Origin of the sequence: Candidatus Sysuiplasma acidicola (assembly GCA_019721035.1) — an archaeon.
GTDB lineage: Archaea > Thermoplasmatota > Thermoplasmata > Sysuiplasmatales > Sysuiplasmataceae > Sysuiplasma > Sysuiplasma acidicola.
Map to the genome: position 1 here is coordinate 116919 of JAHEAA010000002.1, position 21861 is coordinate 138779.

The 21861-nt window shown below is 52.5% G+C and carries 22 protein-coding genes and 1 tRNA gene; 13 read left to right on the forward strand and 10 right to left on the reverse strand.

Annotated elements, in window-relative coordinates; translation table 11 throughout:
- The first annotated feature begins 118 nt into the window (after positions 1 to 118).
- From KIS30_01520 to KIS30_01530, 3 genes are all read left to right on the forward strand, one after another.
- Positions 119 to 553 carry a RidA family protein gene (locus KIS30_01520; protein MBX8645426.1) on the forward strand — a complete coding sequence of 145 codons (435 nt, stop codon included), beginning with the start codon at positions 119 to 121 and terminating at the stop codon, positions 551 to 553.
- 49 nt (positions 554 to 602) lie between these two features.
- Positions 603 to 1451 (forward strand): S-adenosyl-l-methionine hydroxide adenosyltransferase family protein, encoded by an 849-nt coding sequence (locus tag KIS30_01525; GenBank protein MBX8645427.1) that lies wholly within the window; start codon positions 603 to 605, stop codon positions 1449 to 1451.
- A gap of 347 nt (positions 1452 to 1798) precedes the next feature.
- Positions 1799 to 4915, forward strand: a complete 3117-nt coding sequence (locus KIS30_01530; protein ID MBX8645428.1) for a vitamin B12-dependent ribonucleotide reductase — start codon at positions 1799 to 1801, stop codon at positions 4913 to 4915.
- Here the strand turns inward: KIS30_01530 and larE are convergent.
- Positions 4899 to 5738 carry an ATP-dependent sacrificial sulfur transferase LarE gene (gene larE / locus KIS30_01535; protein MBX8645429.1) on the reverse strand — a complete coding sequence of 280 codons (840 nt, stop codon included), beginning with the start codon at positions 5736 to 5738 and terminating at the stop codon, positions 4899 to 4901. The genes KIS30_01530 and larE overlap by 17 nt on opposite strands.
- A 112-nt stretch (positions 5739 to 5850) precedes the next feature.
- Here larE and hemB point away from each other — a divergent pair, with 112 nt between their 5' ends.
- From hemB to KIS30_01555, 4 genes are read left to right on the forward strand one after another with little or no spacing between them, the layout of a single operon-like run.
- The gene (gene hemB, locus KIS30_01540; GenBank protein MBX8645430.1) at positions 5851 to 6825 is read left to right on the forward strand and encodes a porphobilinogen synthase; all 975 of its coding nucleotides are present in this window, start codon (positions 5851 to 5853) and stop codon (positions 6823 to 6825) included.
- A gap of 15 nt (positions 6826 to 6840) precedes the next feature.
- Positions 6841 to 7710 carry a hydroxymethylbilane synthase gene (gene hemC, locus KIS30_01545; GenBank protein MBX8645431.1) on the forward strand — a complete coding sequence of 290 codons (870 nt, stop codon included), beginning with the start codon at positions 6841 to 6843 and terminating at the stop codon, positions 7708 to 7710.
- Positions 7707 to 8483, forward strand: coding sequence for a uroporphyrinogen-III C-methyltransferase (gene cobA / locus KIS30_01550; protein ID MBX8645432.1), 777 nt, complete (start codon positions 7707 to 7709; stop codon positions 8481 to 8483). The genes hemC and cobA overlap by 4 nt, the downstream gene beginning before the upstream one ends.
- On the forward strand, positions 8455 to 9213 hold the full coding sequence (locus KIS30_01555; GenBank protein MBX8645433.1) for a uroporphyrinogen-III synthase: 759 nt from the start codon (positions 8455 to 8457) through the stop codon (positions 9211 to 9213). The genes cobA and KIS30_01555 overlap by 29 nt, the downstream gene beginning before the upstream one ends.
- Before the next feature lie 15 nt (positions 9214 to 9228).
- Here KIS30_01555 and KIS30_01560 read toward each other — a convergent pair whose 3' ends face one another.
- Both KIS30_01560 and KIS30_01565 read right to left on the reverse strand, forming a co-directional pair.
- Complete coding sequence (locus KIS30_01560) at positions 9229 to 9462, reverse strand: hypothetical protein (GenBank protein MBX8645434.1); 234 nt, start codon at positions 9460 to 9462, stop codon at positions 9229 to 9231.
- A gap of 94 nt (positions 9463 to 9556) precedes the next feature.
- Positions 9557 to 10225 (reverse strand): fibrillarin-like rRNA/tRNA 2'-O-methyltransferase, encoded by a 669-nt coding sequence (locus KIS30_01565; protein MBX8645435.1) that lies wholly within the window; start codon positions 10223 to 10225, stop codon positions 9557 to 9559.
- 359 nt (positions 10226 to 10584) lie between these two features.
- Here KIS30_01565 and KIS30_01570 point away from each other — a divergent pair, with 359 nt between their 5' ends.
- The 3 genes from KIS30_01570 to KIS30_01580 are packed head-to-tail and all read left to right on the forward strand — an operon-like array spanning position 10585 to position 12568.
- A complete protein-coding gene (locus KIS30_01570; GenBank protein MBX8645436.1) occupies positions 10585 to 11358 on the forward strand; it encodes an inositol monophosphatase in 774 nt (257 codons plus the stop codon).
- On the forward strand, positions 11355 to 12152 hold the full coding sequence (locus KIS30_01575; GenBank protein MBX8645437.1) for an NAD(+)/NADH kinase: 798 nt from the start codon (positions 11355 to 11357) through the stop codon (positions 12150 to 12152). The genes KIS30_01570 and KIS30_01575 overlap by 4 nt, the downstream gene beginning before the upstream one ends.
- A gap of 56 nt (positions 12153 to 12208) precedes the next feature.
- Positions 12209 to 12568 carry a Mov34/MPN/PAD-1 family protein gene (locus KIS30_01580; protein ID MBX8645438.1) on the forward strand — a complete coding sequence of 120 codons (360 nt, stop codon included), beginning with the start codon at positions 12209 to 12211 and terminating at the stop codon, positions 12566 to 12568.
- Here the strand turns inward: KIS30_01580 and KIS30_01585 are convergent.
- Complete coding sequence (locus KIS30_01585; protein MBX8645439.1) at positions 12554 to 13693, reverse strand: glycosyltransferase family 4 protein; 1140 nt, start codon at positions 13691 to 13693, stop codon at positions 12554 to 12556. The genes KIS30_01580 and KIS30_01585 overlap by 15 nt on opposite strands.
- Before the next feature lie 93 nt (positions 13694 to 13786).
- Positions 13787 to 14731 (reverse strand): deoxyhypusine synthase, encoded by a 945-nt coding sequence (locus tag KIS30_01590; GenBank protein MBX8645440.1) that lies wholly within the window; start codon positions 14729 to 14731, stop codon positions 13787 to 13789.
- Positions 14732 to 14953: 222 nt separating this feature from the next.
- Here KIS30_01590 and KIS30_01595 point away from each other — a divergent pair, with 222 nt between their 5' ends.
- Both KIS30_01595 and yjjX read left to right on the forward strand, forming a co-directional pair.
- Positions 14954 to 15100 carry a DUF2116 family Zn-ribbon domain-containing protein gene (locus tag KIS30_01595; GenBank protein MBX8645441.1) on the forward strand — a complete coding sequence of 49 codons (147 nt, stop codon included), beginning with the start codon at positions 14954 to 14956 and terminating at the stop codon, positions 15098 to 15100.
- Positions 15097 to 16083: an inosine/xanthosine triphosphatase gene (gene yjjX, locus KIS30_01600; protein MBX8645442.1), complete on the forward strand. Its 987-nt coding sequence runs from the start codon at positions 15097 to 15099 to the stop codon at positions 16081 to 16083. The genes KIS30_01595 and yjjX overlap by 4 nt, the downstream gene beginning before the upstream one ends.
- A gap of 12 nt (positions 16084 to 16095) precedes the next feature.
- Here the strand turns inward: yjjX and KIS30_01605 are convergent.
- A tRNA-Ser gene (locus KIS30_01605) sits at positions 16096 to 16195 on the reverse strand.
- Positions 16186 to 17826, reverse strand: a complete 1641-nt coding sequence (pheT, locus tag KIS30_01610) for a phenylalanine--tRNA ligase subunit beta (GenBank protein MBX8645443.1) — start codon at positions 17824 to 17826, stop codon at positions 16186 to 16188. Before pheT ends, KIS30_01605 begins: the two co-directional genes overlap by 10 nt.
- Before the next feature lie 125 nt (positions 17827 to 17951).
- On the opposite strand from pheT, the gene proC reads away from it, so the two are divergent.
- The gene (proC, locus tag KIS30_01615) at positions 17952 to 18758 is read left to right on the forward strand and encodes a pyrroline-5-carboxylate reductase (protein MBX8645444.1); all 807 of its coding nucleotides are present in this window, start codon (positions 17952 to 17954) and stop codon (positions 18756 to 18758) included.
- 31 nt (positions 18759 to 18789) lie between these two features.
- Here proC and KIS30_01620 read toward each other — a convergent pair whose 3' ends face one another.
- The 3 genes from KIS30_01620 to KIS30_01630 form a co-directional block, all read right to left on the reverse strand.
- A complete protein-coding gene (locus KIS30_01620) occupies positions 18790 to 19809 on the reverse strand; it encodes an S-adenosylmethionine:tRNA ribosyltransferase-isomerase (protein MBX8645445.1) in 1020 nt (339 codons plus the stop codon).
- 10 nt (positions 19810 to 19819) lie between these two features.
- The gene (locus KIS30_01625) at positions 19820 to 20506 is read right to left on the reverse strand and encodes an SDR family oxidoreductase (protein ID MBX8645446.1); all 687 of its coding nucleotides are present in this window, start codon (positions 20504 to 20506) and stop codon (positions 19820 to 19822) included.
- A 76-nt stretch (positions 20507 to 20582) separates the two neighbouring features.
- Positions 20583 to 21857 carry a DUF4147 domain-containing protein gene (locus KIS30_01630; GenBank protein MBX8645447.1) on the reverse strand — a complete coding sequence of 425 codons (1275 nt, stop codon included), beginning with the start codon at positions 21855 to 21857 and terminating at the stop codon, positions 20583 to 20585.
- Between the last annotated feature and the right edge of the window lie 4 nt (positions 21858 to 21861).

Sequence of the window (21861 nt, forward strand, 5' to 3'; positions counted from 1 at the left end):
AACTGTTATGGAGTCTCGGCGAGTGCTGAAACACACAATCCGGAGAGGAGAGTACTATGGATGCAGTGAAGCGCAGTTAGCCAATGTCCAAATCTCTCCGCCGAGCGAGACCGGCTTAATGGAATCTTTTTTGTGCCCGTGCCGCCATATCACGGACGGTGATATCGTGTCTCTGAATAGTATAAGTACGAATGATGCTCCTGCTGCAATTGGACCTTATTCCCAGGCAATCGATTCTGGAAGCATAGTTTTCTGCTCTGGCCAGATAGGTCTGGATCCTGTGACAGGTAAACTTATATCTGACGACGTCGAAGCTCAAACAACAAGGTGTCTTGCCAATATGGAGGAAGTGCTGAAGGCTTCAGGCATTACGCGCGACCAGGTGGCAAAGACTACAATTTACCTGACGAACATGGATGATTTCGGAAAGGTCAATGAATTGTATGGCGCCTATTTCGGCACACACCGGCCAGCACGAACAACAGTCTCGGTTGTCGCCCTCCCGAGGGGGGCGAAAGTGGAAATAGAGGCTCTTGCAGTTAAGCTGCGATGACGTTCTATGCTACCGGCACGCATAACTTATTACGCCACAAAACCATTCCATGCTGTTTGAAGTGCGGATAACGGACAATCGCGCTGCATCCCGGTTCCATGGCAGACCGGTGATTTCGCTGCTTACCGATTTCGGGACACTCGGTGGCTACGTCGGCGCAGTAAAGGGTGTCATACTTTCCAGGACGGATGCCGATATCGTGGATATATCACATGATATATCCCCCCAGTCGGTAATTGAAGGTGCTTTCGTTCTTAAGAGCGTTGTACCCTATTTTCCTGACGGTTCCGTCCATATGGCTGTGGTAGATCCTGGTGTGGGCGGGACAAGGAGACCGATTGCAGTAAAGTCGGGTAAACATTTCTTTGTTGGCCCAGACAATGGGCTGATCATCCCTGCTGCAAAGGAGTGCGGCCGAATGAGCGTCAGAGAGATTGATTTTAGAAAATTGGATATTTCAAATGTTTCAAACACATTTCATGGACGGGATGTATTTGCGCCTGCGGCCGCCTATCTTTCTGCCGGAGGCGCGTTCGAGAAAGTTGGCAGAGAAGTCAGGTCTTACAGAGAGATCGATATCGGGGAAGTTAGATTCATTCCTTCAGGCATATCCGGCATTTGTATTTATGCGGATGCCTTTGGAAACGTGATTACAAATCTCAACGGTACAAGATTTAGCAGGCTGTTTTCAGTCGGTCAAAGGTTGAAGGTGACCTGTGGAGATTTTGAGGACGTAATAGAATTCACACGCACTTACGCCGACAAGCAGGACGGAGAACCACTGGTATTGATTGGCTCCCATGGCAACATCGAGATTGCTGTCGCCGGCGGCAATGCCAAGCATCTTATCGGATACCGGCAGGGCGTGGAAATTGAATTCAGAAAAATCAGAATCTGACACTATTTGTATATAGTCATATCGTCATCTGAATAGTAATCTGATTACATAATTGAATACAATCGTGATTTTATATTAGAATACAGACATGAATATTAATAAGATAATAGACAACAGTTCTTGGATTCCATATCAGGTTCAAAAAGCCTATTATATGCCAAAAGTATTCCCATAAAACTCACCCATGGCGGGGATGCACCACCAGTTAATGGGGAAACAGTAGTCGCAAAGTGTGCTATAATTTAACTGGCATCGGAATCTAACGCGATCGTGCAACTGCACTCTCGCATCACAAATCGGGAAAGTCTTCAGAAAATGCTTAAGTCAAGCAGGTGTGTGTTTATTATATGAGTGTCAGAAATGCCGTGAAAGTGGACAGGGAAGAAGTTCCGCAAGTGGTACCCGGCAGCGGGAGCCAGAAAAGGGCGGGAAAGAACATAACCCCGAAGAAGAGCCATGCTGGAGACCAGGCGGGATCACACATGAAATTTGAAAGGAAATTTGTAGCGGACGGAGAAGATCCGTATTCCACAGTCAGGTGGGTGGAAAGAGTTTCTCGTATTACCGAACCTGATGGTAAAATTGTCTTTGAAATGGACAACATTATGGCTCCAGAGGGTTGGAGCCAGCTGGCAGTGGACATTGCAGTTTCCAAATATTTCCGAAAGGCAGGCGTTCCAGGCACCGGAACAGAAACTAGTGTGATGCAGCTCATTCACAGAGTGGCTCACACCATCAGGTGGGCCGGTGAGCAATATGATTATTTTGAGGGAGTCGATGCGGAAAATTTTGAAGCTGAACTCACGTACATGCTGCTACATCAGATGGCTGCCTTTAACTCACCTGTCTGGTTCAATGTCGGCCTCTATCACGAGTATGGCATAAAGGGAAGCGGTGGCAGCTGGGCATGGGATGCGACAAAAGGCAAGGTAACGCAGACGGAAGACGCTTATTCGAGACCACAGTGCTCCGCATGCTTCATACAGTCCGTTACTGACGATCTGATGTCGATATTCGACCTGCTGAAGAATGAAGCAAGGCTGTTCAAATACGGTTCCGGGACTGGCACCAACTTCTCCAAGATCAGGGCCGCCGAGGAGAAGCTGTCCGGCGGCGGCACGTCCTCCGGCCTCATGTCTTTTCTGAAAGTTCTTGATGCCGGCGCAGGTGCCACTAAGTCAGGCGGAACAACAAGAAGGGCCGCAAAGATGGTCGTACTCGATATAGATCATCCCGAAATCGCGTCGTTCATCAACTGGAAGGTGAAGGAAGAGGAGAAGGTCAGGGCGCTGATCAGAGAAGGATATCCTGCCGATTTCAACAGCGAAGCGTACCTCACCGTGTCTGGCCAGAATTCCAATAATTCTGTGAGAGTCACAGATGATTTCATGAATGCTTTCCTTTCTGACGGCAGCTGGAATACCACCTACAGGACCACTGGAGAGATAGCACACACATACAAGGCAGCAGAACTCATGGAACAGGTGAGCAAGGCAGCCTGGGCTTCCGCCGATCCAGGCATGCAGTTTGACACGACAATAAACAGATGGCACACGTGCCCCAATTCCGGCAGAATCAACGCGTCCAATCCCTGTTCGGAATATATGTTCCTCGACAATACTGCGTGCAATCTCGCATCCATAAATCTGGTCAAATTCATCGACGAGGAAGGCAATTTTGACATTGACGGTTTCAGGCAGACGATACGGGTATTCACTACCGCAATGGAGATCATCGTGGATTTTGCATCATATCCGACCGAAGTAATCGCCGCCAACAGTCACACGTTCAGAACGCTCGGACTGGGTTTTGCGAATCTTGGAACGTCTGTAATGCTGCTTGGATATGCCTACGACAGCGACGAGGCAAGGACTTTCGCCGCCGCGATATCTGCCATCATCACCGGCCATTGCTATAGAACGTCGGCCGAGATAGCAGCAATAACAGGTCCATTCCCGGGCTTCGAGGTAAACAAAGAGGCAATGCTCAGAGTCATGGGCATGCACCGTGATGCCATATTCCGCATAGATTCGACTAAACTTCCACCGCTGCTGCTCAAAGCGGCAATGGATGACTGGAACGAATGCATCAAGCTCGGAGAGATGTATGGCTACAGGAACGCACAGGCTTCAAACGTGGCTCCGACAGGGACGATTGGTCTCCTCATGGATTGTGATACAACAGGCATAGAGCCGGATTTTTCCATCGTCAAATGGAAAAAGCTGGCGGGCGGTGGTTATTTCAAAATTGTCAATAAATCCGTCGAGATTGCGCTCAGGAGACTTGGATACGGTACAGAGAAACGCAGAAGCATAATAACCGCTCTTACCGGCACTGGCACACTGGACGGTTCGCCGTTCATCAACAGGGATTCCCTGGCTGCAAAGGGAATGAGTGCTGAAGAGATCAGAGAAGCGCTGGAATACATAAGCCGGACGCACACAATGGATGATTTCACACCGCATATGTCGGAAAAGGAGCTCATCGCCATGGGCTTCAGCAGGGAACAGGTACAGGCCACACGCGACTTCGTAAACGGAGTTCAGTCCATGGAACTGATCGAAGATGTCCTGCCTGAGCATGTCCGGATATTCGACTGTGCAAACAGGAGCGGACGCGGTAAACGCTTTATCGCACCAATGGGGCACGTGAAGATGATGGCTGCCGTGCAGCCGTTCATATCCGGCGCCATTTCCAAGACTGTCAACCTCCCCGCAGATGTCACTTGGGAAGATGTACGCGATGTGTACGTTAATTCATGGCGGATGGGTCTCAAGGCACTGGCCGTCTATCGAGACGGATCCAAGGCATCACAACCGCTCAGCTCCGCCAAGGAAATTGGAGAGGAGGTGCTGGAACTTGGCCGGGGGGTCAAGAAAGAGCTGCCGAAAAAACGTGGAGGCTTCACGCTCGAGTCCACGATCGGCGGGCACAAGCTTTTCCTGCGTACTGGAGAGTACAGCGACGGAACGCCGGGCGAAATATTCATAGATATGTACAAGGAGGGGTCGTCATACAGGAGCATACTGAATGGTTTCGCCATTGCCGTCTCTATTGGACTGCAGTACGGCGTGCCGCTGGAGAAATACGTAAATGCGTTCACATTTACGCGCTTCGAGCCGCAGGGATTCACCGATCATCCGAATGTGCGTACATGCACTTCTCCCCTCGACTTCATCTTCCGCGTGCTTGGTATGGAGTATCTGGGCAGGACGGACTTTGTACAGGTGAAACCTTCTGTCGATGAGAAAGAGACGGCCAGGGAACCGAGGCCTTCTTTCATACATCCTTCGACAAAGTCTCTGGACGAGTTCAGCAGAGAAGAGCCTGCGCCCGATTTAATGGACAGGAGTTTGATGTTCGATTCCGACGCGCCGCTCTGTTCGGTTTGCGGGCACGTGACAGTTAGGAACGGCAGCTGTTACAAATGCCTGAACTGTGGCAGCACTACCGGTTGTTCGTAAGCGCTATATTCATGCTCCCGCTGCGGAAGCCTTCCATGTCGAGCGTCACATAGAGGAAGCCGAGCGACTTGAACTTTGCAACGGTGTCCTCTCTCAGGGACGGCAGCGAAAAACAACCTATGTCCTCCGTGCCGACCTCGATCCTCGCCAGAGGTCCGTGAACCCTCACCCTGACACTCTTCATGCCCATACGGTGCAGATATGCCTCCCCTTCAGCGACCGCCCTGAGCGTCCGCTCATCTATGGGCTGCCCATACTGTATGCGCGAGGAAAGGCATGCGTTTGATGGCCGGTCATGTACGCTGAGCCCGACTTCCCTTGCGGCCGCACGGACATCATCCTTTTCCATGCCGCATTCGGCAAGCGGAAACCAGACGCCTTCGGATCGTGCGGCTGCAATGCCCGGTCTGTAATCAGAAAAGTCGGATTTGTTGACACCGATAGCAACTGTCGAAAGGCTGAGCTCCGACGCCTTTCTGCGCAGCACGGTTGAAAGCTCGATTTTGCAGCGGTAGCATCTTCTCTCGTCATTCCGCAGATATGCGGGATCTTCCATTTCGTGAGTCTCCACAAACATGTGCATGATTCCGATCTCGGCCGCCACGCTGCGTGCACACTCCTTTTCCTCATCAGACAGGGAAGGCGACAGGGCGGTGACTGCCACAGCACTGTCGCCAAGCTGTTCATGTGCGACATAGGCAACTAGTGCGCTGTCCACTCCGCCGGACAGACCGACGAGTATGGAGTGCCTGTTCTTAATGGATGCCCTAAGCGTCCCCAGAGCGGCATTCGTATCAACAATGACTTTCTCTGCAGTATTCATCTACGGACCTGGAAGTAAGGCGATTCTATATTAAATAATTGAGAACATTCAACATCAGACAGCTGCTGAAGCATCTATATATTTGAATTCGGTCCGCAGAGGCTAGGTGAAAATGAGACAATACCCGGTATCGAGGCTGAGGAGGTACAGGAAAAAGAGCGTAAGGAGAATGCTCTCCTCTTTTGAAATCAGTCCTTCGAAGCTCATCTACCCGGTCTTTGTCGACGAAACGCTGGATGAGAAAAAGGAAATCGCACCTATGCCTGGTCAATTCAGGTATCCGGTAGACGGACTCCAGGAAATTTGCAAAAGGGCCGAGGAACTTGGCATCGGCGCAGTCATGTTGTTCGGCATCCCCTCAGAGAAGAACGACGGTGGTACAGGCGCATATGATGATGACGGCATAGTGCAGAAGGCTGTCAGAGCGATCAGGAAAAAGAGCTCTATCGCCATTATCACCGATCTCTGCCTATGCGAATACACGACTCATGGACAATGCGGCATAATGAACAGCGACGGTGTAGATAACGACGCCACGCTTGAACTGTACGGTCGCATAGCAGTTTCACAGGCCATGGCCGGTGCAGAATGGATTGCGCCGAGCGGCATGATGGACGGGCAGGTCGGCCACATACGCAAGGCGCTTGACACAGCAGGCTTTCAGGATGTTTCAATCCTCGCATATGCCGCCAAGTCAGCGTCCTCGTTTTATGGACCGTTCAGGGAGGCGGCCGGAAGCACGCCTTCCGATGGCGACAGGAAAGGACATCAGCTGAACTATGCAAGCAGGTTCGAACAGATGCTGGAGATCGAGGCAGACATCGCGGAGGGCGCAGACATTGTCATGGTGAAACCGGCACTGCCAAACCTCGACATAATCTGCAAGGCGAGGGACAGATACGGTGTACCGGTTGCAGCTTACAACGTGAGCGGCGAGTATTCGATGCTCAGGGCCTCGGCCATGAACGGCTGGACCGACTACAGGGGGACCGTGGAGGAGACGCTCATCTCCATATTCAGAGCAGGAGCGGACCTGATCGTAACATATCATGCCATCGAAGCGTCTGAATGGATTACCGGGAAGTGATGCCGGACGATACGTGTGGGTACCAGGGGAAGCGAGCTTGCAATGGCACAGACCGAACTTGCGCTCTCCGTTCTGAGTCATTCAGGCATCGAAGAAAAGATGGACGTGCAAATCATACGGACGAGCGGTGACAGCGGAACATCGAAACCCGCGGAAGGTTCATTTGTGGACACAATCAATGATCGTGTCATAGACGGGCGGCTCGATATAGGCGTTCACAGCATGAAGGACCTTCCTGCCATTCTCCCGCCGGAAATCGAGATAGCAATGGTACCAAAAAGGGCAAGCCGGCATGACTGTCTAGTTGGCCCGGCTACGCTGTACCGATTACCCTCGGGAACGACAGTGGGAACCTCCAGCCCGAGGAGGATAGCACAGCTTGCGCGCATCCGGCCCGATCTTAGAGTGGTCCAGATGAGAGGAAACGTCACGACACGTATCGCACGGCTGTCAACGGGCAAAGCCGGTTCTGCGTTGCTGGCGCTTGCCGGACTCGAACGGCTGGGCATCCACCCTTCTGATGGAATGGGTATTTATCCCCTGCCCCTGGATCATTTTGTTCCTGCAGCCGGCCAGGGCGCAATTGCGCTGGTCTGCAGGAAAGGCTATTTTACTGAAGCGGTTAAAAAGGCGGCTTCGGACAGACAGACGCTGGGGGAAACAGGCATAGAGAGGGCGCTGCTTCTCGGACTCGGCGCAGGATGCAGCGTCCCGCTGGGCATCAGCGTGGTATCGTTCGGCCGCGGGTACACAGTTCGTCTGCAGCTTTTATCGCCTGACGGTTCCAAGGAAGCGAAACTGACCGCACGCGTGTCCGCTGATGACGGCGTCAATGGCATTCTGTCGTCGTTTGAACGATTGCGTGCATCGAGGTTTGGACAATGACGTCAGGGAGAAAACATGAGGAGAAGGGTATCGTCTACCTTACCGGAGCCGGGCCCGGCGATCCATCGTTGCTCACCGTTAGGGCCAGGGAGCTGATTGCATCATCACGCCATATCGTCTACGATGCGCTCGTCGGAAGTGCCATAATGGAGCTTTTCCCGGCGGAAGCGAAAGTTTACAATGCCGGGAAGCGGAGCGGAAGGCACACAATGTCGCAGGATCAGATAAATAATCTGTTGGTTGAACTCGCCGATTCCGGTGCTGATGTGCTGAGGCTCAAGGGAGGCGATCCGTTCATCTTCGGCAGGGGAGCCGAGGAGGCGGAATTTTTGCTTGCCCAGGGAGTCAGGGTGGAAGTTGTGCCAGGAGTGAGTTCTGCGACGGCCGGTCCAGAACTGGCGGGTATACCGCTGACCAGGAGGGGTGTTTCCGACAGAGTGCTGATCATATCTGCTCGCGGACCGGGCGGTATGGACATCAACTGGAACGGCATATGTGAGGAGAGACAGACAACGGTGTTCATGATGGGTCTTTCCATGGCTCCTGAAATATCCGCCCATCTCATCGAAAGAGGCGCTCCGCGTAACACGCCGGTGGCGCTGATATTCGGGGCGTCTCTTCCGGAGCAGAGGACGGTCATAACAGATCTTGAACGACTCGGGCGTGAGGGACATGCTGACAGCGGCAGCGGGCCGGCGCTGATAGTGGTAGGACCGACGGTGTCCGGCAGGATTAAACGAGGTGATGAAAAAGATGAAAGTAGGAGTGCTTAGACCGGCTGATGAATGGGAGGAAAGTGCGGCAATACTCAGAAACGCGGGCCTTGAACCGGTAGCGGCTCCGGCTCTTGAAATCAGAAAATTGACTCCACATAAAGCTCTGCTGGAACGATTGAGCGGGGCCGACATTGTCATCTTCGCGAGCGCCAGGGCCGTGAGAACATTCTTTTCAGAAGGTGAGAATAAAACAGGCTTTCCGTCAGTGGCCAGAGTTATCTCTATCGGCGAAAGAACACACGCCGAACTCGCCCGGCACGGAGTTGATTCGCTCAAGCCCGCTGCTTATTCTTCGGCGGGCATAGTCGAACTGGTGCGGACGATGCGCACTGAAGGAGTGTCTGTCGTCGTGATGCGCAGCCGCGAGGGCAGCTCAACGCTTATGGAGGGACTTCGAAGCATGGGTTTTGACGTTACAGAGATTCCGCTGTACAGTGTGGCATACCCGCGTAACGACGATGCACTCAGGACGCTGGTAAGAGACATAGCCAGGGGCGGCATATATGCACTGCCGTTCACCAGCGCCATGATGGTACGAAATTTTTTCAGATGTGCCGAAATGAACTGCATCATGCCGCAGTTCTTGCAGAAGCTTGCAGACTGCAGTCTCTGGTCCATAGGGCCCGAAACCTCCGCAGTGCTGCGCGAAGCTGGTGCGGTATTCACAGAAGCGGCCGTTGCCGACTACGCCTCCATTGCGGCAACAATCGCGTCGGTAGACAGATGATCCGGAACGGGCCTGTCAGGATATCCTTTCTTTTTTCAATCTGAGCACTTTGACCTGAGAAACAATTCGGTCCACCTTCATCTGGGCCAGCGCCGAGAGGCGCTCGTATTTTTCTTTGCTAATGTCGTCGCGTTTGAGCCTCTTCTTGAGGTCAGCGATATCCGCCTCGTACTCCGCCCGTATGGCGTTGAGCCGCTTTATTTTGCGTTCTATCCTGTCGGTGTCACTGCCGCCTAAGATACCGTCCAACACGTGATTGCTGCCTCCTGTGCAGGATATAAGGACGGACGCCTATAAAATGCCAGAACCCCTGCAAGCTTAAGGCTGTCGTCTCGCGTGCGCATCAGACGGCTGTGACGGCGTCCCGAACGCCTGTGGATGCATAAATTACCGCATGATCCTTCTCGAAGGCAGATATGTCCAGCATACCTGAATGAACGCCAAGCGCACTGTTCACACTCTTACGCGCCAGGGCATAAACGTGTTCGGGCGACGCAGCCGAGTCTATGCTGCGTGCTTTAACGACCAGAAAGAGTGATTTGAGTGAGCGGAAATACGACGCATTTTTGATGAATATTTCGACGCTATTGCCCTGTGCGATGTCCTGGTAGAGCACATCCGGATCGCCTGCTATCGCCGCGTACTCTTCCGGCCTTGATGCATCGGCAAGCACTGGAATCATATTCGGGTGGTGGCTGGCGACCTCAGCCAGCCTTGCATAGGATGTGAATGATATTTCGACGCAACATACCCTGCCTGAGGGCACAATATCGGCCACGTGACTCGCCGTCGTGCCGGTTGAGGCACCGAGATACAGCACATTGCTATGTTTGCTGAACGGAAAAAAAGTGCCACCTCCTGCGAGGAAGGCGGCAAGCTTGCTCCTGTACGGATCCCATTCCCGGTATTCCCGGCCATTTGATGTGATGAGCTGCTGTCTGGCCAGCTTCCAGCCGGGAGAGCTGTTTAGTGTAAATAACTTCCCGTCAAACTTTGAAACAGTTTCTTCCATTTATCTCACCATCTTGACTGTCTCTTTGAACCGACATCTTTTCGGGATTAAAAGTATGATGTTGTTCACTTTCGGTTTTTGCTCGTGATTTGACGGTAACATTTTACGGGACAACGGAAGGAAATACAGGTTCAAGTTGAATCTGACATGCACTCCGCCGCACTCTACCTGTGTGGATTCGCTCATGCGCTGTCCTGTTGATTGGATTGAGATGAATACACATTTAACCGTACTGCGGGCCTCATTCAAGGGTCAGTTCATGAGTCTGTGCTGGCAATGGGGCAGGATGCAGAGGTCCGAAACGGTCGACGTTACACCGACAGTGGAAAGAATTTAACCATGCAGCGCGATACAACGTCGTGGAAGAGGAACTGAAAAGGATTGCAGTAAAGGTGAGGGAAGCGCTGCTCACCACGGGATTGGGCGAAAATGCGAGGGATGTCGTTGGTAAAGGAGTTGACGGAGGACCAAGCTATCGCGCTGATGTTGTTGCAGACAGAGCGGCGATTGAGGCGATAGATGCTCTCTCCCTTAACATGAACATACTGAGTGAGGAGTCGCCGTTTATTGACAGAAAGGCGGAGCAGACGATTATCATAGATCCGCTTGACGGAAGCGAAAACATGGTCAACGGCATTCCATTCTACGCTGTTTCACTGGCCGTAGGCACTAAATCGCTCTCAGGCGTCAAGTACGGCCTGGTGATGAACATCGTCACCGGCGACGTCTTTTATGCCGAGAAGGGCAAGGGAGCGTTCTTCAACAGCAAACCGATCCATGTGAGAAAGTATGACGAAAAACAATCATTGTTTTTCATTTACATGGGCGCAAATGCGTCTTTGAACTCATACGACATAGCGAGAAAGTCGTCACGCATCAGATCACTCGGTGCTGCATCGCTTGAAATGTGCTACCTTGCGGGCGGCATCGCAGATCTGTTTTTTATGCGCTGCTCCGACAACAACTTCGCACTTCGGATTGTGGACATAGCTGCTTCATCTCTTATTCTCAGGGAGGCCGGCGGCGAAGTGTACGACCTGACAGGAAATCTGCTTGACATGAAATTTGATATTGGCGACAGGAAGAGTCTCTTGGCCGTGGGGGACAAGAACCTCAGGAGGCTCGCCATTTGAAGTTCGGCCTGTATGCTAATCACAACATACCCGTAGCAGTGGAAAAGGCGAAGGAACTGTTCAGACTGCTAAGTGGTGAGATGGAACTGGAACAGTCGACTGCTGAAGCAATAGGCGAAAAGGGCGTCAGGCTGGAGAAAATGAAGCCTGATGTGCTTGTTGTCATCGGAGGTGACGGGACGATTCTAAAAACACTCATGCGCTGTGATGCACCGGTGCTAGGGATAAATGCGGGCGACGTCGGTTTCCTCACAGAAGTCGGACTGAACGGTATGAAAGGAGCCATGGATCGCATTACCTCCGGTAAGTACAGGATCGAGGAGAAGCTAAAGCTCAGAACATCGGTGGATGGGAAAAGGGTAGAGGATGCGGTGAACGAAGCCGTAGTCCATACTGCAGAGACAGGCAAAGTAAGGCATTTCATTCTGGCTGTCGACAGGAACAGCGTGGGGGTCGTGAAGTCGGACGGCGTCATCATTTCGACCCCGACCGGGTCGACATCTTACTCGCTGGCTGCCGGCGGTCCGATAGTAGACCCTTCAGCTTCGGTTCTGGTCATTTCGCCGATAGCGCCGTACGGAATATCCTCGAGACCTATTGTGGCCGGTTCGAGGTCGGTAATCAGGCTGGCTGTTGAAGGGGAAAGGACATGCAGACTGGTCATTGACGGACAGGTTGAGCACAAACTCAGCGGCCATGAAGTTATCGAATTCTCCTCTTCGGAGCATGCCGCCAGATTCGTCCGGTTTGACTATGACTTTTACAGAAGGATCCACACCAAACTGACGGGCTGACTTCGATGCCTGTTTTCAGCAGAAGAAGGATACCGAGGAGAGCATCGGCAGAGATACTGTACATAAGGAGGGAACTGCTCGATTCCGTCATGGAGGCGGCCATGCATTCACTTCCGAATGAGTTTGCTGCCGGCCTGTCTGCCCGAGGCGACACGATATACGACCTTGTGCTCATACCCAGCACGAAAAGCAACTTCCATTCCGCGACATTCAATTACCATTCCATACTGGGCGACTTTAGCACCGTCGGAACCATACATTCACACCCGTCCGGTCATATCATTCCAAGCATGCCCGATCTGCGCCTTTTCAGCAACGTCGGAAGGGTTCACATTATTGTAGGTTTCCCTTTCGCGCAGAACAGCTGGGCCGCTTTCGACAAAACAGGCAGCAGGATAACACTAACTGTTGTGTGATGTCACAACAGCCCTGTAAATTTCAAGGAGTCGTTCTGCGACGACCCTGCTCGAGAATTCTCTTGCCCTAACTATGCACGCCTCTGCCATTGCCTGCCTGAGAACAGCGTTCTCGAGTATCGTGTTTATTTTCGAAGCCATGTCACTAGGATTCATTGGTTCAGATCTCAATCCCTGCACTCCGTCATTTATGATCTCCCTGACGCCGGGTATGTCGCTCACAACAACCGGTGTACCGCTGGCCATCGCCTCAATTGCCGAAATGCCGAAAGCCTCCAGTCTTGACGTCGATGGAACGACGAGAACGTCGGCCGCCCTGTAGATCGACGGAAGGACTGGATCGGGGACGTCGCCGATGAATGTCACCTTCGAGGGATCAGAAAGGAGTCTGGCAGCCCTCTTGAGCCTGGGCGCATATTCGCCATCACCTGCTATCATGAGTCTGGTTTGCGATCCTGTGTGCTTCATGGCCTCGATGAGATACTGCACACCCTTGTGCCTGACGAGTCTTCCGACGAAGAGGACGATACCCTTCCCGTCGATTCCTAGCCTGCGTCGAGTCCGCAACCTGTCCTCCGGATTCGGGAAGAAGCGCCTCGTATCTGCTCCGACCGGCACTATGTCCGGAGCGATGCGCCATGTGTTTGCCGAGGTCGATGCATATGTCTCCGTCGTGACTACGATCCTTGAATAGCCGGCAATGATGCTCGAGCTTATGCGCCTGTCGAGGAATCTGACAACTGGTCCAGCAAGTCTCGAGGGGAGGTCGGAATCGCAGTGATATGTGACAACTGATGGAATACTTTCCCGTTTCAGCCGGCGGGAGGCAAGATAAGCAAAGCTTGGAGGTGGTGTATGTGCGTGCATCACGTCGAATTCATCCATAATGCGCGAATGCAAGCCGCGTGGAATTGGTGTACGCAGGAGCGTAATCAGCAGAGGAACTCGTCTGACCGTTACGCCATTGATCACCTCCTCCGCAGGCAGGGAGCGATCATTGCGCGAGGTAATCACGGTAAGCTCATGGCCTAGCCTTGTGAGTTCGACAGATATGTCCCTGACAAACGATTCGACACCTCCGTGATGCGGAGTGTAGTAAGGAGAAATCTGGGCAATCTTCAGCACATCACCAGCGGGTTATGCCGTCGTTTTATTCCGACTCTTCTGCCGGCAGCCTGACGGCTCCCGGGGCACCGTCTGCTTTGCCGCAGCATCGGGTCACGCCTTCTTCGATGCAATGCATGAACCGACAATGAGCGGCAGTGTAATGGTCGCATCGCCCTCCACAGTGACGTGTCTTGCACCCGGCCTTACCTTTCCCCATGAAATGGCTTCCCTCACCGGTGCACCCGAAAGGCTGCCATCGTACTCCTGAGCCGTAGTGAGATAAACGACATAGTCCAGCCCTCCCCTGAACTGGTTCCACCATATCGTGTGGTGCTTGGATATGCCTCCACCGATCATAAGTGCGCCAGTCCTGGATGCCGTGTAGACTATGTCTGACAGTGCGTGTTCATCCTTGAGCAAATCGATGGTGAAATCTTTGTGCTCCTGCCAGAAGAGCCAGAGCTGAGAACCGACAGCACCGTCGGTTATGCCAGGCACAAAAACAGGTATGCGGTTCCTGTGAGCCCAGTAGAGTATGCTCCGCTCGTCGTCGACATAGGCGCCGAGTTCATCACAGAGTTCTGCAGTGGATATTCTCTTCTTTCCCTCGCGATACAGCCGGGAAAGGAACGGGCGCATCTTTCTTTCAAGAACGACGCCGTAACTGCCGTCCGGAATCAGTATGTTTCCGAGCCTGTTAACTCCTTCCTTCCTCAGTTTGGCGTCGTCCATGAGGAAATCGCCGTGGTAGTAACTCTTCCAGCTTCTTGCCAAGTCGTGGTCAAGCGTGCCGCAGGTTGTCACTATGGCTGACACGAGGCGTTCCCTGACAAGATATCTTAGCACCCCTCTTGTACCCGTGGATACAATATCTGCGGGAAAGGAAAGAAAGATATACGCACCATCGTCGATCATCCGGCGGAGTATTCTGGCCGCTTCGCCGACTTTCTTCGCTGTGAAACCGCCGGACCTGTACATCTGCTCTGTCAGATCTTTCAGGTCTCGGCAGTTTTCGAGTTCTATGTCTTCCACTTTTTCCGCACGGGAACGTTTCATGATGGATGAATGTATGCCATATAGAAATAATGTGACTGTCGGCACATCTGCGTACCTCATCTCATTCAGATGGACAACAATCCTCGACCGGCTGGCACCGACAACACGGAACACGGTGTCGGAAAGATTGATTTAGTCAGAACATCTTCGAAGCCCCGGAAAGTGTTTGAATTGGCGGAACGCGTAGCTCCTCACCGGCACTGCAGACAGTGTGGCAAGCCTGTGGCACTTGAAGCCACGTTCTGCTCTGACGAATGCAACAACAGTTTCAAAAACGGACTCAGAAGAAAGAAGAGACAACTCTACCTCTATTACATCATGGTTATTGCACTGCTGTTCCTGGCGCTGGCCTACGTTGGTAAGTTATGACGCGAAGAGAAGTGTGCCTCGGCGGCACGTTCAATGCATTGCATGCTGGACACAGGCTGCTGCTTCAGTCGGCGTTTCATAATGCAGATGCGGTGTACATCGGCCTTACATCAGATGAAATGGCACAATCGAAACGGACTGCAGTCAGATCCTTCGCCCTCAGGCGGAGGTCGCTGGTCTCATTTTGCACCGGGTTCCAGAAGCCGTTTTTCATAACCATGCTGCATGACCCGTATGGCCCGGCGGTAAGCATGGCATCTCTGAGTGCAATAGCCGTGACTCCGGACACTGTTTTTCGCGTTCCTGTGATCAACAGGATGAGGTGCACCAGGGGCATGAAGCCTCTGGAACGCATCATTGTGCCCCTGGTCCGATGTGCTGATGGAATTAAGCTCAGCTCCTCCAGGATTGTCGCGGGAGAATGCGACAGAGATGGAAATGTGCTCCGGCGCATTACAATAGGCATCGGTTCGGCTAATCCGTCGAAAATCAAGGGAGTGGAAATGGCTTTCCATCGGTATGCGCATGTTTTCCGTAATCCGATGTTCAAAGAACAGGATGTGAAGTCGTCGGTTTCCGATCAGCCGTCGGGTGATGATACTGTCAGAGGTGCCATGAATCGCGCGCGCCTGGCTTTGATTGGAAACGACATCGGTATCGGCATCGAAGCAGGTTTGTTCAGAAACAGGGTACTCCACAGAACCTTCGATGTCCAGTATTGTGTCATAGTGGACAGGGCAGGGTACGTTTCGTCGGGCCACGGAATGGGTTTTTCCTATCCGCCGTCGGTGCTCAAGGATATTTCCGAGGGAAAGACCGCTGGGCACTCGATGTCATCGATCAGCGGCATTAAAGACATAGGAAGGAAGGAGGGAGCCGTAGGTTATCTTACCAGGGGTGCGATTGGTCGGGCAGAATTGACAGAACAGGCTGTTATCGCTGCACTGATTCCGCGCATCAACAGAACGCTGTACACCGCGTAACTTACAAGGGGGCGCTGAGGGGGAGATTTGAACTCCCGAGTCGCAGAGCGACACCGGCTTTCCTGAGAGATTCTCAAGGCCGGCGCCTTGAACCGGGCTTAGCTACCTCAGCAGCTGGATTCGCGTCACATCGAGTTCCAATCCGACGACCGGATTAAACAGGTTGAAGTTGGTAATGACTTCCGGGTGTATTTCTCCCACATACCCTATCGCTTCAACTCCATCACTTATGCGCATTTGCCTGCCTTCGATGAATCTCGGATCTGTCGATTCGGAGTATGTGAGGTTCAGCCTCAAATCTCTTCCTATCGCGTCAATCAGTGATTTCGATTCTGAAAACGTGGCGCGCGGATGCGTATTGAGCGATGCGAGGAAGAGCCTGCGTTCAGGTGTCTGAACATGGCCTATCTCGAAAACCCTCTGCGGAAGTTCATTGTGCTTGTTCGCTTCGAGCAGCCTGAACAGGCCAGGAAGCAGCGATGTTCTCATAATCTCTGTATCCTCGGTAACGGGATTGAGTACTCTCACCACACCGGTGGGCTCAGTCCGCATCATCTTGAAGTTGGAGCTGACCGAAGCGAGCAGGAGCGTGATGCAGTGGATATATCCGTAGCCGGACATGAGTTCCGATAGCACGTCTGAAAGTTTCGTCGAGGGAAGCAATTCGCCGTTTGTCTGATGCGCCGGCATGGACTTGCCGAACGATTCGAAACCATGCGCTATTGCAATATCCTCCGCAAGGTCCACCTCATGAAGCACGTCCATTCGATACGGCGGAACGCCTGCGGTGATGAAATCTCCATCTGGCTCGGCCGAGTGACCCATCCGCCTCAGGTGTTCTGCGTTCTCGTCGTCGGTGAGCTTGATGCCGGTGACTGCATTAATCCGCCGGGAAGTTGTCTGCATACGCCTGAAGCTCATGTCGGGAGATGTTGAGGAGTCATCGCCACGCAGGATCGACACGGACTCGATGGAAGCACCTCTGTCCGCAAGGTTTGAGCACAATATATTGAGCACACCCGCGCATGCAGTCCTGCTGGTGCCAGTCACATCGATAAACATGTCCCTGGTATTTTCGTCCAGCACCGTTACAGTTCCGTTTATTATCGGCGGCATCGAGAGGACCGCTCCATTTGCGTCCGCAAGCACGGGATAAGGCCCCTGTCCCACGATCCGGCCATATTCCCTGCCCTTCTCATGCTTCAGCACAATATCTCCTAGCGAAAGTTCTTCATCCATGCCGAGCGGTGTGAAGCGAACTTCATCAGCAGCCATTGCCGCATACGTAAACGGAGGTTTCACTGTCCGCACGTTGTGGAGACCGATCGATACCTTTCTTCTGCGCCTGCCCACGGTGAGATGCAATTTCTCCTGAAGTTCGATGAGCGATCTGAGGGCACCGTTAGAAAGGTCGACATGGCGTGCAACCGCACAGACAATAACCGGCCTTACTGCTTCAACAGACCTGTCAACGGTGAGATTGATTGCGCCGGTCTTCACATCATATTGTCTGACTTTCCGGTTCCCGTGGAGAAAGGAGAGCGTCCGGGCAATGCCCTCAACGGAGTAGTGGTCAGGCCTGTTCGGGAAGAACTCAAACCGCATACAGTCGGCCTCCATGCCCTCAAAGCTGGCTCCTGTCATGGGAATAACCGATGCAAACCAGTCTGAGTCCCTGTTAATACCGGAAAGTCTCACGAGCTCATCGAGCCTTATGTCGATTACGGGCATTCTCTCACCCATCAACTGTTGGTTATATTTTAATTTATGAGGTTGTCACCCCCCACAGACCCCCCTGAGAGCACATGCGGCACACCGCCAGTTTAAAATGCAATGCAATTATAGCGAACACCATTGAGGGAAATGACATGAAGATCGCAGTAATCGGCGCGGGAAAGATAGGTGAGGCAGTCGCTCGATGCCTGGCGTCGTCTGCAATTGCAGACAGCGTAACAGTGACCAAGCGTAATACGTCCACGCTGAAATTCAGCGACAGGAAGGTCAGGGTAATTTCGGACAATGCGGAGGCAGCGTCGAAGTCCGACGTGGTTATCATTGCCGTCAAACCGGGTGACGCCAGAGCGGTGCTCACAAAGATTGCCGAGCACACGGAAGGGAAAATTGTCATTTCACTGATGGCGGCCATAAAAATAGACAGGCTGCAGTCGGTGCTGCCCGGAAGCAAGATAGTCAGAGCAATGCCGAATATTGCCGCGACCATAGGGGAATCCATGACAGCCTACGCCATGGGCGGAGGGTTCAGCGCAGCAGATGCGAAAAAGGCCACAGATGTGTTGGGCACATTCGGCGAGTTCATTCAGGTCAATGAATCGCTGATGGATGCAATAACCGCTCTTTCCGGAAGCGGACCTGCCTATATAGCAATCATCATAGATGCACTTGTCAGTGCGGGCCTGAAGGTCGGCATACCAAGAGATGTTGCTTTCAGGCTCGTTGCCAAGACGCTGACAGGCACGGCGAACCTGCTCTCGAGCCACCCTGTTCATCCGGCAGAGCTGCGCGACGCCGTAACCACACCGGCGGGGACGACGATTGCAGGCATCTATGAACTGGAAAAAGGTTCCGTCAGGACCAGCATAATGAACGCGGTCGACGCCGCTACAGAAGCGTCCAGGAAAGTTGCTGCAACATTCGACTCGGCATTTGAACCATAGAAGCTGTCTCGGGTGCGGAATGTCACACTGATTACACTATCAGCGAAAGGTCACCAAACTCATGCCAGCTGTAACCTATCTCCTTTGCGACTGAGTAGGCTGACAGGAGTGTTGAATCGTCGACAAGGGCGGAAACCATATCCACATGGGAACCGTCCGGTTCATGCAGACCGGTTATGAGGCCGTCTATCATGCCGAATCTGAAACCCGGCGTGATGTAGATGTCGGTCCTTCCATGAATGGGCTTTCTGCCTGAGATTGCACATGATTCCAGCGCTCTCGCAACAGTGGTACCCACTGCCAGAACGCGACCGCCCTCTTCGTGCGTTTTCTGAATTTGTTCAAGCGTCCTCCTGCTAACTGCGTATTCCTCATCGAGCAGCCTGGTCGCGTTTTCGAATTCTGATGACTCAAGAGAAGAAAGATTGCAATGCAGAGTAATTGTGGCAAAACGCACCCCATTCTTCTCCAGCGACTGCATCACCCTTTGGGTAAATGGCCGCGACGCAGAAGGAAATTCGACGGAGCCAGGCAGCGACGAGAAAACAGTATCGTATGTTTCCGGAGGTAGATCGAAAGGTATGTGACCGTATCTTATATACTGCCCGAATTTGCTCATCACAGACGTGAATTCGAAGTAATCCGCAGGCTCAACCCACCAGTACCTGTGGAAGAGACTGTGCCTTTTCACCAGTTTCACTCCCGTAGATTCAGGCACTGTCAGTGCTATTTCTCTTTCCGACAGTAATTCACCTATGTTCCGCGGACGCGGCTCGCACAGCATCATCCCGTGCACTGAACTCGTGCCGAAATTCAGTTTGCCTCTTCGGCCGCTCTCCGTGAAGAATACGTTGAGTGAAGACGGAATCATGAGTGAATCATTGAACACCAGAAGATCACCCGGACGAAGAAAGTCCCGCAGGCCGATGAAAGGTGATCCGCTGACCATCCCTCTGCTCCTGTCTATCGTGAGCAGTTTGACCTCGTCTTTCGCTGCGCCGTAGAATTCCGGCGGAAGGTGTGCGGTGTTGTAATCGAACATGTGTTTCATAGTCTCAGCCTCACCTCGCCGTGAGTTGCTCACAAATCAGTTTATAGACATCTGTAGCGGCTGTATCGGGGTGCTTTAGCTGACTGACGTCCGCATCCGGGATCGCAAGCCGATGCATTTCAGTGTCCATGTCACCTGGATCTATGTTCATCGCACGCACTCCCGCTTTGGCGAGCTCGACATCAAGCACATTGATTGCCTGGTTGAAGGCTGCCTTCGAAGCGCCATATCCTGACCATCCCGCATATGGAGTGCGCGATGCGTCGGATGTAATGTGAACGATTATGCCTTTCGCATTCATCAACGGCAGGAGCTTCTGAACAACATTGAAATTTGCGAACACATTGGACTCAAACAACCTTCTCAGTTCCATAAGATTAATCTGATCGAATGCAGGAAGTGGAAGTTGTCCTATGGTGCCGGCATTCAGCACCAGAGCGTCGATGTAGCCAGGCTTCGCCCTGATCACGCTCCTGAGATTCAGCACGTGATTTTCCAGCCTGATATCACATGGAACAGTACTAGCATCCGCATTTTTGTCTTCTTTCAGGGATTCCAGCAGTTGTATCCTGCGCCCGCACCCTGTAACCGACCAGCCCTCTGCCGAGAATTTGTTGAACAAGCTTCTGCCGAGTCCGGAAGTGCAGCCGGTAACAACTGCAGACATCTTCTCTCTGTGTTCGTTCATTGCAGACATGTAATGAGGATGGTAATTGATATTCATAAGCTTTACAGTTTAATAATTTTATAAACATGGCAGCAACCTGCGCGGCTCATGCTCTAAAATACAGATAGATGTCAGCCACATTCGTGCCAGTGTCTCCAGTGTTTATGGTCGTATGGTTAGATGCGAAATATGTGCCGGTGTCAAAGTTCCTCAGAAAGGTGTATGAATCGCCGTTGGCCGATGAAAGGCCGCCGGCGGCAGATGTGTTTCCGTCTCTGCCATCCGTTGCGAATGCTGCAACAAATTCGCCCTCGCGCAATAGACCGGCGCACGACAGTGCGAAATGCTGGCACCTGCCTCCTTTCCCTTTCCTGGTAACACGTACACGCACCTCTCCTCCTCCGACGTAAAGTCCCGGCCCCTTCAGCGACGCTCGAGCATTGCCGACAAATCGCGCTGCCTCGTAGTCGACATCACCAACAAGCTTACCGGGAAATGCCAATGCCTTGTAACCTTCATAAGAAGCTGCTGCCACGGCAGATGCGACTGCCGCAGAATTGTCCGCAATTATGGTGTTGGTCGTCATGTCGAGCGATTGATCACCGGGTTTGACAGTTTCGTATCTGCCTGACAGTAAGGTCTCTTCCAACCCTTCCAAGAACTCGATTGCCCCGTATCGTCTCATCAGGGCGATCGCGTCTGATGAGGTCGTGTAGTCAGGAGAAGTCGGGCCGGAACCTATGTCTTCGAGCGAGTTTCCCATTACGTCAGAAATGATCAGTGATGTTATGCCGCGCGGATGACAAAGACGCGAAAGTTTTCCACCCTTTATCCTTGAAAGATGTCGTCTGACGCAATTAATTTCAGATATGCTCGCTCCGGCAAGCATCATTCGTTCAGACACTGCTCTTTTCCTCTCAAGTCCCACGAAGTCGATGGGTGCTGAAAGCATCGATGAGGCTCCGCCGCTCAGCAGGAAAATAATCCGAGTGGCTTCTGAACTGTCGAGCAGCATTTCGACACATTCATTCGTATTCTCAACAGTCGTTTCATCAGGAAAAGGATGAGAGCACTTCCGCAGGATTACGTCGCCCACATTCCCTTCGGTATTGCAATTTATCTGACCGCGTCCAAGCGGTATGCCCGATGCCTTCAGCGCGGAAGCCATCTGTGCCGACGCTTTTCCTCCGCCGGCGCAGATTATGTCTGCGCCGGACAGAAATGATACAAACTTTCTGCCGGCGTCGGTTGCGAGATATTCAGGTATGCAACGGGACGGATGAACTGCATGGATTGCAGACTCAAGGGACCTGCATATCAGCCCTGCCGCTGCCTCGCCTGCGAATGCTGCGAGTTCACCGAAATTTGTTATCAGACTCATCTTC